At 57.6% G+C, this 13,324-nt stretch carries 10 protein-coding genes; 2 read left to right on the top strand and 8 right to left on the bottom strand.

The window, feature by feature from the left end; all coding sequences use genetic code 11:
* Positions 1 to 54 precede the first annotated feature (54 nt).
* From AUC60_RS09855 to glcD, 7 genes are all read right to left on the bottom strand, one after another.
* Positions 55 to 1,368, bottom strand: a complete 1,314-nt coding sequence (locus AUC60_RS09855; protein ID WP_087266235.1) for an MFS transporter — start codon at positions 1,366 to 1,368, stop codon at positions 55 to 57.
* A gap of 111 nt (positions 1,369 to 1,479) precedes the next feature.
* Complete coding sequence (pssA, locus tag AUC60_RS09850; RefSeq protein ID WP_087266233.1) at positions 1,480 to 2,823, bottom strand: CDP-diacylglycerol--serine O-phosphatidyltransferase; 1,344 nt, start codon at positions 2,821 to 2,823, stop codon at positions 1,480 to 1,482.
* Positions 2,824 to 3,135: 312 nt separating this feature from the next.
* Positions 3,136 to 5,397: a TonB-dependent receptor gene (locus AUC60_RS09845; protein WP_087266232.1), complete on the bottom strand. Its 2,262-nt coding sequence runs from the start codon at positions 5,395 to 5,397 to the stop codon at positions 3,136 to 3,138.
* Between the two features lie 303 nt (positions 5,398 to 5,700).
* Entirely contained in the window at positions 5,701 to 6,108 is a 408-nt protein-coding gene (locus tag AUC60_RS09840) for a heme-binding protein (RefSeq protein WP_087266230.1), read from the bottom strand.
* A gap of 33 nt (positions 6,109 to 6,141) precedes the next feature.
* Positions 6,142 to 7,368 (bottom strand): glycolate oxidase subunit GlcF, encoded by a 1,227-nt coding sequence (gene glcF / locus AUC60_RS09835; RefSeq protein ID WP_087266228.1) that lies wholly within the window; start codon positions 7,366 to 7,368, stop codon positions 6,142 to 6,144.
* A 2-nt stretch (positions 7,369 to 7,370) separates the two neighbouring features.
* Complete coding sequence (gene glcE / locus AUC60_RS09830) at positions 7,371 to 8,447, bottom strand: glycolate oxidase subunit GlcE (RefSeq protein ID WP_087266226.1); 1,077 nt, start codon at positions 8,445 to 8,447, stop codon at positions 7,371 to 7,373.
* Entirely contained in the window at positions 8,447 to 9,946 is a 1,500-nt protein-coding gene (gene glcD / locus AUC60_RS09825; RefSeq protein WP_087266224.1) for a glycolate oxidase subunit GlcD, read from the bottom strand. Before glcD ends, glcE begins: the two co-directional genes overlap by 1 nt.
* 283 nt (positions 9,947 to 10,229) lie before the next feature.
* Here glcD and maiA point away from each other — a divergent pair, with 283 nt between their 5' ends.
* Entirely contained in the window at positions 10,230 to 10,874 is a 645-nt protein-coding gene (maiA, locus tag AUC60_RS09820; RefSeq protein WP_087266400.1) for a maleylacetoacetate isomerase, read from the top strand.
* A gap of 143 nt (positions 10,875 to 11,017) precedes the next feature.
* Positions 11,018 to 12,106 carry a 4-hydroxyphenylpyruvate dioxygenase gene (hppD, locus tag AUC60_RS09815; protein WP_087266222.1) on the top strand — a complete coding sequence of 363 codons (1,089 nt, stop codon included), beginning with the start codon at positions 11,018 to 11,020 and terminating at the stop codon, positions 12,104 to 12,106.
* Between the two features lie 237 nt (positions 12,107 to 12,343).
* On the opposite strand, the gene AUC60_RS09810 is transcribed toward hppD, so the two are convergent.
* A complete protein-coding gene (locus tag AUC60_RS09810) occupies positions 12,344 to 13,150 on the bottom strand; it encodes an IclR family transcriptional regulator (protein ID WP_087266220.1) in 807 nt (268 codons plus the stop codon).
* Between the last annotated feature and the right edge of the window lie 174 nt (positions 13,151 to 13,324).

Raw genomic sequence — 13,324 nt, 5'->3', positions numbered from 1 at the left:
TTATCGCGGGCAAGCACCGCTCCCACAGGGCGATACCATCCCAAATCAACGGCCTCAGCGATTCACCAGTTTCGCGGGCAGTGCAATCACCAGGAAGCTGCTCAGGATCAGGCATCCGGCGAAGAACCACATGGCCCCGGCGCTGCTTCCGGTGATGTCGATGGCCATGCCCATCAGCGAGTTGCTGACAAGCCCGGCAATGTTCGCCAGCGAGCACGCCAGTGCGAAGCCGGTGGCGGCGGCGCGACCTGTAAGGAAAGTTGCAGGCAGGCTGAAGAATACCGGCACCGCACCGATGATCGCCGCTGAAGCGATGGCAAACAGCGCCACCGTCGCCACCAGATCGTGGGTGAAAAAGGTACTGCTGGCCATCGCCACCGAGCCAATCAGAAAGGGCACGATGATGTGCCAGCGCCGTTCGCGATGACGGTCTGAGCTGGCCCCGATCAGCAACATGCCGAGCAGTGCCGCAATACTTGGCAGGGCGGTCAGTACGCCAATATGGAAGGTGTCGACCACACCCGCATTGCGAATGAAAGTCGGCATCCAGAAGCCCATGGCATAAGCGCTGAGCAGGATCGAAAAGTCGATACCGCCGAGCATCCAGACCTTCAGGTTGAAGAAGCCGTCGCGGAAGCTTTGCTTGCTGTCTTTACCACCGGCTTCATCCAGACGCAGCTCGCTTTCCAGCAAGGTCCTTTCTTGCGCGTTCATCCACTTGGCTTCGTGGTGGTTGTTTGGCAGCGCCCACAACGTCAACAGGCCCAACAGCACGCTCGGGATTGCTTCCAGGATAAACAACCACTGCCAGCCGCGCAGCCCGGCAGTCTGATCGAAGTGACTCATGATCCAGCCGGACAACGGTGCTCCAATCACGCTCGACAACGGTAGGCCGATCATGAACAGGGCAATGACGCGCCCACGTCGATAAGTGGGGAACCAGGTCGTCAGGTAAAACAGGACACCGGGTAGAAAACCGGCTTCAGCTGCGCCCAGCAAGAAGCGCAAAACGTAGAATTGCATCGGTGTGGTGACCAGCATGGTGCAGGCCGAAAGCAGGCCCCAAGTGATCATGATCCGGGCAATCCAGAGCCGCGCGCCGACCTTTTCCAACACCAGGTTGCTGGGCACCTCGAACAGGATGTAGCCCACGAAGAACAGCCCCGCACCCAGGCCGAATGCGGTTTCACTGAAGTGCAGTTGATCGAGCATCTGCAGTTTGGCGAAGCCGACGTTGATCCGGTCCAGGTACGCGGCCAGGTAGCAGAAACACAGGAACGGAATCAGCTTCCAGGTGATTTTGCGATACAGCGCCTTGACGGGGTCGCCCATGTCGGTCGCAGTGGTGTTCATGTTAGTGGAGGGCATGATGGTCTCTAGGCGGCACCTGGTGTTTACGTTTCGCCGCCGGGAAAATGCGCGTACGAGTCTGATCGACCTGTTGGGTCCTGTTGTCGGTTTTGCTGCACCCGATCACGATCAGAGAATGCGATACAGCAGGCGCTCGGCACGAACCCGGCTGACACGGCGCAGGAAGGTTCGCACGGCAGAGGGGTAATCGGTCAACGTGTCCAGTTCATCGTATTTGCCGACCCGCTGCGTATTGCGCATCAATTGCTCGACTTCCGCTTCCCTTGGCGCAATCCACTGGCTCTTGGGATCATCGATCAACAGACCGTTTTCCAGATCCAGATTAAACGCTCGCGGGTTCAGATTGTTGCCCGTCAGCAGGGTGTAGCGATCATCAATCCACATGCCCTTGAGGTGGAACGTGTTATCGCCATCCTTCCACAAATGCAGGTTCAACTTGTGGCGAGTGATTGCGTTCTGGTGCTTCTGGGCGAACCGGCGCAGGCTGATCTCGTACAGATAGGGCAGGGCGGAAATAACCTTGAACGGCTCCTCGGCCGGTATGAAAAAGTCATTGGCGGTCTTGTCGCCAATGATGATGTCGACCTTCACACCACGCTTGAGGGCTCGGTTGATTTCGCGCTTGATCGACAACGGTACGTTGAAATAGGGCGTGCAAATAGTCAGGCGGTGTTTTGCTGTTGCGATCAACTCGACAATCGTGCGGTTCAGGGCGTTGCGCGGGCCGACGCCCAGTAGCGGAATAACGCGCATCTCGCCGTTTTCACTGTCGCCCTGATGGGTGTCGTACGTTGCACGCTTGAGGTGATTGCGGAAGGTCCGGATTTCACTGCGCAAGCTGCGCGAAGTGGGTGGCGACGGCAGGTCCAGGCGATGAACCGCGTGAGACGGCAGTATTTCGCGCTGCACCATGTCCTGAAACGAGTCGGCCAGATCTTTACTGTCCAGTACGTGGTAGCGATCGAGACGGTACTTGTCGAGCTTGTGCAGATAGACGTTGTTGATACTGGCGCCGCTGTAGATCACGCAGTCATCGATCACGCTGCCTTTCAAATGCAAGACGCCGAACAACTCACGCGTTTGCACCGGCACGCCATACACCGGCACTTCCTGGTCGTATTCCAGGTGCTGAGCCTGATACCAGGCGGCATTACCCAATTGCCGTCCGGCGCCAATCAGGCCGCGCTGGGCCCTGAACCAGTCGACCAGCACCACCACATCCAGCTCTGGTCTGGCAGCCTTGGCGGCATACAGCGCGTCGAGGATCTCCTGGCCAGCTTCGTCCTGCTGCAGATACAGGGCGATGATGTAGATCCGGCGGGTAGCCGCAGCGATCTTCTCCAGCAGGCAACGGCGGTAATCGGCAGCAGAAGGCAGAATCGTGATTGCATCGCCAGGCAGGGTAAACCCGCGCAGGGCGGCAAGGTTGGAACGACGGAAGTTGGACCGCATAAGCCTCTCGTGGGGTTAAACCAACAGTCTGTGAGCTTACACGAGAGCAGCGGGCTGGTCGTGGGCTCTTGTTGTAGGCGCGAATTCAGCTCTGGCATTTGAAGTCGCGCAGCGTCTGAGCGCAGCTTCCGATGGACAGCCTGATTCAGGCCGCGTTTGGATTAAAGTGTGTCAAAACGTCAGATTAGTTTTTATATCGACGCAAGAAGCCAGTGTATGCCTGGACCTGCTAAATCCGTGGCATTTGATCGCCCACAAAAAAGCGGGAGTCGTAACTCCCGCCTTGCTCACTACCAACCTGCTCTTTTCCGTTTAAAAGTCGACTGACGCGCTGACCGAGAGCGTACGTGGTGCACCAAGGACAAGGTAGTTGGAGCCCGGATACCCGCCAGTGGACGCCCAGTAGTCACGACCGGTAACGTTATCCACGCGCGCTCGCAAGGTCACATCTTTCTGCTCAACCTTGAAGCCATAGCGGGCGCCGAGATCCAGGCGAGTCCAAGAAGGAATCTCAAGGTTGTTGGCCTCATTGACGTACTGGCTGCTGGTGTAGATAACACGGCTGGTCAGTGTCAGACCATTGAGCCCAGGCACATCCCATTCGCCACCAATATTGGCTTGGGTCTTCGGCACACCAATCGGTTCGTTGCCATCATTTGTTCCGTTCTGAGTCTTGCTCAACTCTGCGTCCAGCAGGGTCAAACCGCCCAATAGACGAACGCCTTGCGCTGGCTCACCAAAGAGCGAGAGCTCGATGCCGCGATTGCGTTGCTCGCCGCCTTCCTTGAATACCTGATTTTCGACAATACCGACTGGCTTCTTCGTCTGGAATACCGCAACGCTACCGCCTAAGGCCCCGCCGTCATACTTCAAGCCGATTTCACTCTGCTTGGCAACGTAGGGGGCAAGCGACTGGCCTTCGTTGAGAACCGGCGCAGTAGAGCCATCGGGCAGTGTAGTCGTGGCACCGGCGGTATCGCCTTTGGTCAAGCCCTCGATGTAGTTAGCGTAAACCGAGAATTGACTGTTCAACTGATAAACGATGCCAGCAACTGGCGTTGTTTCATATTGCTTGTACTGCGAGTTTCGAGCCCCGGTATTGCCGTCATACCCGGTAGTATCGAGTCCTTGGCGGCGGGCTCCCAAAGTGACCTGCAGCTTGTCTTCGAAGAACCCCAGGGTGTCAGCAATTGCGAGGCTTTGCGTGTGCGTACGTGCCGTGATGTTGGGGTCTGACATCGAGCCGCTAAAGGTTACGTTCTCCGGCCTGGCAGCGTCAGAGGGATTGTAAAGATCACCGGTAATAGAGTCAGAGAAGTTACCTGCCCATGCGTTTTTATCCTTAGTATCGTACATGGACCCAGAAACGACCCATTGATGAGATACCGGGCCGGTCTGCAAGCTGAACCGCATGCCTACCTCACCTGTGGTGACGGTTTCCTCACGGTAGTTGTCGAAGCGAGTTGCAGAGGTCACCCCGGAAGCGCTTGAGGAAGGGTTGGCGAGAGAGTTCTTTTCTTCGCCCTTACGCATGCCAGCGGCTGCCCAAGCGGTGACGGCATCTGAAAGATCGTATTCCGCGCGGAAAGTCCCGAACGTCTGCTTCTCTTTGGAGTATGTCCAGGACTGGCCGTAGTTTTTATCTGCGTCCGGCGCACTCGGTACCCCCCCGATAGGGGTGACGCTCGGCAGCGGGTTGTCGATGAAGTGATACTGATGGCCGACATCGGCAGATAGACGCAGCCGATCGCCTTGGTAATCAAGCCCCAGCGCGAACATATCAAGGGTACGATCCTGATCTTCCACCGAGGTCTCACCATCACGCTTGGCAACGTTCAGGCGAACGCCGAAGCGGTCTTCTTCGCCGAAGCGGCGAGCGACATCTGCTGCTACGGTACCAAAACCATTGTTTTCCGCCCCTACGGTGAGTCGGGTCAGGGGATCGGCTGGCGCGCGCTTAGGCAGGATATTGATTGCACCGCCGATTCCTGTTCCTCCCGGAGCCGCACCATTGAGGAAAGCGTTAGCCCCCCGAAAAACCTCTACGCGCTCGATAAACTCCGACGCCACGTACTGCCGAGGCAGCAGCCCATAAAGTCCATTGTAGGAAATGTCATCGGAATACAGCGGGAAGCCCCGCACCATGTAAAGCTCCTGGAAGTTGCCAAAACCACGAGCAATCCGGACTGAAGGATCATTCTGCAGGATGTCTGCGACGCTATGCGCCTGTTGATCCTGAATAAGCTGATTGGTGTAGGACGTGGAGGTGAAGGGTGTCTCCATGTAATCTTTGTTGCCCAGAATGCCGACGCGGCCTCCACGAGCAACTTGTCCGCCTTCGAATTCTGGCACCAAGCCGTCTTTTGAGGCGTCGGCACTCGCAGAGATTGCAGTTTCCTCCAGCTCCATCGTGGCGCCTTGACTCGCGCCTTTTTCGGCCGACTGCGTTTCCTGTGATGGAATCTCTACTGCTGTCTGCGCATATACGGCTGCAGAGGAAAAGCTGGCCATCAGGCATATAGGCAGCCAAACGGAGTTCACTGCCGACTTGAGTGGGAAAGAGGGGATAGACATGCGCAATCCTGCTGATCGTTAAGGGACGTTTAGGCGGGTAATTAAAGGCTAAACGACAGCATTATAGCGAATGGGAATCCTTCGCATAGACATTATTAATGGGATATCTATGCATGTCGTTTTTGAGATTGTAATTACGACAGGGCAAACTCCAGAACTGTCTATTTCTAAAGCCTGCTCAAAATATCTGTAGGAGCCGAGCTTGCTCGCGATGCAGACGCCGCGGTCTGTCAGTTGAACCCGGTCGCCTTCATCGCGAGCAAGCTCTGCTCCCACAGACGGCTGGCTCGCGATAAGCGATGCTTACCCCGCATTCACCGCAGCGACCCCGGCTTTTGCCACTTGCGCGTCCTGCGCTGCCTGAACACCTGACACACCGACTGCACCAATCACCTGACCATCGACAATCACTGGCACGCCGCCTTCCAGTGAGGTTAGCAATGGCGCCGAAAGGAATGCGGTGCGTCCACCGTTAACCGACTCTTCGTAGCTTTTCGACTCCCGACGGCCTAACGCGGCGGTACGAGCTTTTTCGATGCCGATGTAACTGCTGATGGGCGAGGCGCCGTCGAGACGCTCGAAGCCCAGCAAATGGCCCCCGTCATCAACCACAGCGATGGACACGGGCCAGTTATTGTTGGTGGCATCCTGGCGAGCGGCAGCAAGAATCTGGGTCACTTCGGTCTGAGTCAAAACAGCTTTGGTTTTCATCGTTTACTCCGGACAGTTGTTTTAAAGGAAGTGTTAAATCGTAGTCTGCAAAGCGTCTTCTATCAGTTCGATCCAGTGCCTTACCGGGGTCCGCCCGGTGCCCGACAGATGAACCTGACAGCCAATGTTCGCAGTGGCGATGACATCCGGTTTGCCGCTTTCCAGCGCGTTCATTTTTTGATCGCGCAACTGGCGGGACAGCACCGGTTGCGTGATTGAGTAAGTTCCGGCCGAACCACAGCAGAGATGGCTATCGGGAACGGCCGTGAGATTGAAGCCCAGGCGCAACAATACACCCTCGACCGCACCGCCGAGTTTTTGCGCGTGTTGCAACGTGCAGGGGCAATGAAAGGCCAGACGTAGATCACTGCGGATACCGAGGCTTTCCAGCGATTCGTCGCGTAACACTTCCACAAGGTCCCTTGCCAGCGCGCTGACTCTTTGAGCCTTGGCGGCATACGCCGGGTCATGACTAAGCAGATGCCCGTAATCCTTGACGAAAGCCCCACAACCGCTGGCCGTCTGGACGATGGCCAGTGCGCCGTCCTCGATGGCTGGCCACCACGCATCAATGTTGCGTCTGGCGCGATCAAGGCCTTCCTCCTGAGCATTCAGATGGTAGTCCAATGCGCCGCAGCACCCCGCTTGTGCGATGGGTATGACACTGATGCCTAGATGATCCAGCACGCGCGCGGTGGCTGCGTTGGTATTGGGGGACAGACCGGGTTGCACGCAGCCTTCGAGTAACAAGACCTTGCGTGAATGCCGCACTGCGGGACGCGTCCTGGGCTGAACAATGTTCGCGGGCAGCTTTGCTTTCAAACTGTCTGGCATCAGCGGTCGGAACGTGGTGCCCAGTTGGGTCAGCGATTTGAACACGGCTGCGTTGGGCAACACGTTGCGCAAGCCTTCACGCAGGACCCGTTGCCCCAGTGAACGCGGCACGGCGGCGTCCACCACGGCGCGGCCGATGTCCAGCAGGTTGTGATAATCGACGCCTGAAGGGCAGGTGGTTTCGCAATTGCGGCACGACAGGCAACGGTCCAGATGCAGCTGGGTTTTTTCGGTGACTTCGTTGCCTTCCAGCACCTGCTTGATCAGATAAATGCGCCCGCGAGGGCCGTCCAGTTCATCGCCCAGTAGTTGATACGTCGGGCAAGTCGCGTTGCAGAATCCGCAGTGCACGCAGCTGCGCAAAATGCTTTCGGCTTCTTCGGCCCGAGGCAGTTGCCGGGCGTGTTCGCTCAGGGTGGTTTGCATGGTCAGATCTCCGCGTACATCCGCCCCGGATTGAACACTCCGTGGGGATCGAGTTGAGCCTTGAGCTGGCGGTGGTAGCGCAGCAACAGCGCTGGCAGCGGTTGGAACGGATTGTCTTGCAAACCATGGCTGTAACAGATCGCATGGCCGCCAGCCGCGCTGACAGTGGCGCGAATCGCTGCGCTATCCGCATCGGATTTCAGCCAGCGTTGCGCACCGCCCCAATCGATCAGTTGCTCGCCTGGAAGATCCAGCACGCCAGTGTTGTTGGGCAGGGACAAGCGCCACAGCGGTGAACCACTGGTGAAAAAATCCAGCTGATGTTCGTTCAGTTCCTGCCAATAGCTCGGGTCGATACGCTCCCCGCCAAGCCGCTCATGGGCGGCCGCCACCGAGCCTTCACCGCCTTCCAGACGCAGGCGCAGCAGACCGTTTTCAAAGCTTGCCGCACTGATTGGCAAGGGCTGCTGCCCCCATTCGGCAAGACGTGCCAAGGCGCGGGCACTGTCCATTTCCAGGGCGACGCTGGCGCACAACCGGGGTTTGGGCAGGACCTTCAGGGAGACTTCGGTGAGTACTCCCAGGCAACCAAAACTACCCGCCATTAATCGCGACAGGTCGTAACCGGCGACGTTTTTCATGACTTCGCCGCCAAAGCGCAGGTGCTTGCCCAGACCCGTGATGACGCGCGTCCCAAGCACGTAATCGCGTACCGAACCGGCCCAAGGGCGTCTGGGGCCGGACAGTCCTGCGGCGATCATGCCGCCCACCGTCGCTTCACCAAAATGCGGCGGTTCGCAGGGCAGCATCTGCCCGGCAGCATCCAGCGCCGCACACAGCTCTTGCAGCGGGGTACCTGCGCGGGCAGTAATAACCAGCTCGGTCGGGTCATAGCTGACGATGCCCCGGTGCGCGCGGGTGTCGAGTATTTCTCCGGCCACTTCACGCCCGAGGAAAGATTTGCTATTGCCACCCTGAATACGCAGCGGCGTCATGGTTTGCAGCGCGTGATTGACTTGCTCCAGCAGCACCGCGCTGGCGTCGTCATCAGGCTGATGAAGAAGCGGATCAGCGATCATCAGAAGCGCTCCAGATCAGGGAAGGGCAGCTTGCCCATGTGCACATGCATCGCGCCGAATTCGGCACAGCGATGCAGCGTCGGGATGTTCTTGCCGGGATTAAGCATGCCGCCGGGATCAAAGGCGGCTTTGACTGCGTGAAACAACGTCAGCTCGTCACTGTTGAACTGGGCGCACATCTGATTGATTTTCTCGCGGCCCACCCCGTGTTCACCGGTGATGCTGCCGCCGACCTTGACGCAGAGTTCAAGAATTTTGCCGCCTAGCGCCTCGGCGCGCTCCAGCTCGCCGGGCTGGTTGGCATCGAACAGAATCAGTGGGTGCATGTTGCCGTCGCCGGCATGGAATACGTTTGCGACCCGCAGGCCATACTCTTCAGACAAGGCTGAAATACCTTGCAGCACTCCGGGCAGTTCCCGCCTGGGGATGGTGCCGTCCATGCAGTAGTAATCCGGCGAGAGTCTGCCGACCGCCGGAAATGCGTTTTTGCGACCCGCCCAGAAGCGCACGCGTTCGGCTTCGTCTTTGGCCTGGCGAAGCTCCGTCGCCCCGGCTTTGGTCAGCACGTCTCGAACCCGTTCGCAGTCGTCATGAACGTCGGCTTCGACCCCGTCCAGTTCACAGAGCAGAATCGCTTCGGCGTCCACGGGATAACCCGCGTGAATGAAGTCTTCGGCGGCACGGATCGCCAGGTTGTCCATCATCTCCAGACCGCCAGGAATGATCCCCGCTGCAATAATGTCACCCACGGCGCGCCCGGCTTTTTCCACCGAGTCGAATGCCGCCAGCAGCACTTTTGCGACCTGGGGCTTGGGTAGCAGCTTGACCGTGACTTCAGTAATGATGCCGAGCATGCCTTCGGAGCCTGTGAACAGGGCCAACAGGTCAAAGCCCGGTGAATCGAGCGCCTCTGACCCCAGTGTCAGGCGTTCACCTTCGACGGTGAGGATTTCAACTTTGAGCAGGTTATGCACGGTCAGGCCGTACTTCAGGCAATGCACGCCACCCGCATTTTCAGCAACGTTGCCCCCGATAGAGCAGGCGATCTGCGAGGAAGGGTCGGGTGCGTAATACAGTTCATGGGGTGCCGCCGCCTGAGAAATAGCCAGGTTACGCACGCCAGGCTGCACACGAGCAAGACGCGCAGCAGGATCAATCTCGAGGATCTTGTTGAAGCGCGCCATCACTAACAACACGCCTGTTTCCAGCGGCAATGCACCGCCCGACAGACCCGTGCCGGCACCCCGCGCAACCACTGGAACGTGGCGCTGGTGGCAGACTTTCAACAGGGTCTGGACTTCTTCAAGGTGCCGGGGCAGGGCCACCAGCATCGGCGTGGTGCGATAGGCCGACAGCCCGTCGCACTCATACGGACGCAGTTCTTCCGGACGGTGGAGGATGTCCAGGTCCGGTAATTGGCGTTGCAGCTCTGCCAGCAGTTGTTGTTTGTCGACAACCGGCAGCACGCCATCGACACGTTCGTCGTAGAGAATGTTCATGATCCGTCGTGACCCTGTGTTGTTTTTATCGGGGCAGCTCTGGCACATCAGGCAACTTGCATCATTAGGGGTTCCAGACGGATCTGTCCATGCTTTCGACTCGCCCTTTAGTCTGAGACGCGATTGACAGCGGCTCGCCAATCACGCAGTTTACGTATTGCGTAAGTCGTTTACGTAAATTGCTTGGGGTGCAGGTGGCGTGTTGAAGCCGCCGACCTCTCCCGGCTAAAACGGAACGCCGCCCGGCCGGTCCACTATCAGAATAATAAAAATGACTCAGTCCCTGGATCTCTTCACCTACTACCGCTCGACCTCCAGTTACCGGGTGCGCATTGCTCTGGCGTTGAAGGGCCTGGATTACACCGCGATCCCGGTCAACCTGATCCGCGACGGCGGTGAGCATCTCAAACCTGAATACCGGGCTATAAACCCGCAGAGCCGGGTTCCAGCATTACGAGTGGATGACCGTCTGGTCGTTACCCAATCCACGGCAATCATCGAATACCTTGAAGACCGCTATCCTGATACGCCGTTGTTGTCGCCACAGCTTGAACTTCGCGCTGCACAGAGGGCGGTTGCCTCGTTGATCGCCTGCGATATTCATCCGTTGCACAACGTTTCGGTGCTCAATCGCTTACGTGGCCTGGGCCTGGGCCATGGCGAGGATGAGGTCAATCAGTGGATTGGCCACTGGATTGGCGAAGGTTTCACGGCTGTGGAGCAGATGATCGGCGATCAGGGCTATTGCTTTGACGAGGTCTTGCCGAGCATGGCCGATGTGTACTTGCTGCCGCAGATTTACGCCGCCCGCCGTTTCAATGTTGACTTGATGCGTTACCCCCGCATCTTGCGGGTTGAAAAACTGGCGATGGACCATTGGGCATTTCAGGTTGCGCATCCCGATGCGCAACCGGACAAGCCGGAGTAGTCTGGTTCTTATGAAAATTCTTGGCTTGCAACTGATCTTTGGTGATTTCCTCGCTCGCAGCGTACGAGGAATCCCCTGTGCACCGCCCGCAGGAAGGTGATCGCGACCATCCGCTAATCCACTTTCCTGCAAGGAGCCAGACCATGGCTGATTTACACGCCGATTTATATGAGAACCCAATGGGCCTGATGGGCTTTGAATTCATTGAGTTCGCTTCGCCGACGCCCAATACCCTTGAGCCTGTGTTCCAGATCATGGGCTTTACCAAAGTCGCGGTGCACCGTTCTAAAGACGTAGTGCTGTATCGTCAGGGCGATATCAACATCATCCTCAACAACGAGCCCAACAGTCCGGCTTCATATTTCGCTGCCGAGCACGGCCCGTCGGTGTGCGGCATGGCGTTCCGGGTCAAGGATTCCCACCTCGCTTATCAGAGAGCGCTTGATCTCGGTGCTCAACCCGTTGAAATCGCCACCGGTCCAATGGAGTTGCGCCTGCCAGCCATCAAAGGCATTGGCGGTGCGCCGCTCTACCTGATCGACCGTTTTGGTGAGGGCACTTCGATTTATGACATCGATTTCAACTTCATCGAAGGCGTGGATCGCCACCCGGTGGGCGCAGGCCTGAAGTTTATCGATCACCTGACCCATAACGTCTATCGCGGGCGGATGGCGTATTGGGCGAATTTCTACGAGAAGCTGTTCAACTTTCGTGAGATTCGCTACTTCGATATCAAGGGCGAATACACCGGTCTGACTTCCAAGGCCATGACCGCGCCGGACGGCATGATCCGCATTCCGTTGAACGAGGAGTCGTCCAAAGGGGCAGGGCAGATCGAAGAGTTTCTGATGAAGTTCAATGGCGAGGGCATCCAGCATGTGGCGTTCTTTACCGACGATCTGATCAAGAGCTGGGATGCGCTGAAAGCCATCGGCATGCGGTTCATGACTGCCCCACCGGAAACCTATTACGAAATGCTCGAAGGCCGCTTGCCCAACCACGGCGAACCGGAGGCCGAACTGAAAAGCCGCGGTATCTTGCTGGACGGCTCTTCTGATGGAGGCGAGCGGCGTCTATTACTGCAGATATTCTCCGAAACCCTGATGGGCCCGGTGTTTTTCGAGTTCATCCAGCGCAAGGGGGACGACGGGTTCGGCGAGGGCAACTTCAAGGCGCTGTTTGAATCAATCGAGCGCGACCAGATCAAGCGTGGAGTATTGGCGGTGGAGTAGGGCTGGCTCGGAAGCAGAGCTGGATTGCGTTTTAACTGTGGAAGCTTTGCTTGTCTCGCATTGAGTTACCAAGTCATCGCGAGCAAGCTCTGCTCCCACAGGGCCGCACTGTCAATTCAAGAAAAGTGTTAATGCGTTCTACTTGTGGGAGCAGAGCTTGCTCGCGATGGTGTGTAAACCCAATTCCAGGCAAACATTGCTCCCCCAGTTAGAACCCCGATCAAATAAAGGAATGCATCAACCCTCAAATATCGTCACATCCCCACCCATACGCGCGCTCACCATCCGCGCTGTCGCCCGCAACTGCTGCGCTGCTTGGGCCTGACGCTCATCGGTAAATACCGATGCCGAACCAACCATGGTGATCACCCCGGCAAGCTTGTTGCCGACGCTGAAAATCGGCGATGACACCGCATTCACACCCGCCATCAACAGCCCGCGGATCTGATGTACGCCACTGCTGCGTATATCTTTTACGTGTTGCTCGATCTCACGCAATTGCGCCGCGTTTAAAGGCGCCGACTCCTGATCACGTAGTTGGGCTGTTTCGCTCTGGGTGAGGAAGCTGTCAAACACCAGGCCGGTAGATGAACTCAGCAACGGCAGTACGGAACCGACCTGAGTCACCAGCGTCACCGCACCACTGGATGGTTCGACGTACACCACGGTCGGTCCCTTGTTACCCCACACCGCGAGAAAGCACGTTTCACTCAGTTCATCGCGCAACGCAGCCAAATGTGGCGCGGTGATTTTCAATACATCCAGATGACCCACCGCCGCCAGGCCCACATACAGCGCCTCACGACCCAGTGCGTAATGGTTGGTCACCGAATCCTGCTCGGCAAACCCACTGGCAATCAGCGCCTGCAAATAACGGTGCACCTTGCTGGCTGGCATCGACACATGTTCGGCGAGTTTTGACAGCGAGGTGGACGGCGCCAGTTCAGCCAGCGCCTTGAGGATGCCCATGCCCACTTCAGCGGCTTGAACCTTCTGTTGGCGCCCGCCTGCGGGGCTTTCGGTGTCTGCAGTCGTTGCGGTCATTTCGGGGAGGCTACGCCGGTCTGAGGAGGCTGCTTTATAGCTTGACCGGCCTGCAAACTCAAATTACGTTATGCGTAATCGTTTTCTGTTAGGTGTAATTTATAGCAGGTCCAATCCTGTAGGAGCTCACCGAGGTTACGAGGCCAGCGATAGCGGATGGTCAGACAAACCGTT

The sequence above is a fragment of the Pseudomonas caspiana genome, assembly GCF_002158995.1.
GTDB classification, from domain to species: domain Bacteria; phylum Pseudomonadota; class Gammaproteobacteria; order Pseudomonadales; family Pseudomonadaceae; genus Aquipseudomonas; species Aquipseudomonas caspiana.
This window is presented reverse-complemented; position numbering and strand designations above follow the sequence as displayed.

Coding starts and splice junctions, on each gene's coding strand:
- AUC60_RS09855 (WP_087266235.1), bottom strand. CDS start 1,368: ATGCCCTCCACTAACATGAACACCACTGCGACCGACATGGGCGACCCC.
- pssA (WP_087266233.1), bottom strand. CDS start 2,823: ATGCGGTCCAACTTCCGTCGTTCCAACCTTGCCGCCCTGCGCGGGTTT.
- AUC60_RS09845 (WP_087266232.1), bottom strand. CDS start 5,397: ATGTCTATCCCCTCTTTCCCACTCAAGTCGGCAGTGAACTCCGTTTGG.
- AUC60_RS09840 (WP_087266230.1), bottom strand. CDS start 6,108: ATGAAAACCAAAGCTGTTTTGACTCAGACCGAAGTGACCCAGATTCTT.
- glcF (WP_087266228.1), bottom strand. CDS start 7,368: ATGCAAACCACCCTGAGCGAACACGCCCGGCAACTGCCTCGGGCCGAA.
- glcE (WP_087266226.1), bottom strand. CDS start 8,447: ATGATCGCTGATCCGCTTCTTCATCAGCCTGATGACGACGCCAGCGCG.
- glcD (WP_087266224.1), bottom strand. CDS start 9,946: ATGAACATTCTCTACGACGAACGTGTCGATGGCGTGCTGCCGGTTGTC.
- hppD (WP_087266222.1), top strand. CDS start 11,018: ATGGCTGATTTACACGCCGATTTATATGAGAACCCAATGGGCCTGATG.
- AUC60_RS09810 (WP_087266220.1), bottom strand. CDS start 13,150: ATGACCGCAACGACTGCAGACACCGAAAGCCCCGCAGGCGGGCGCCAA.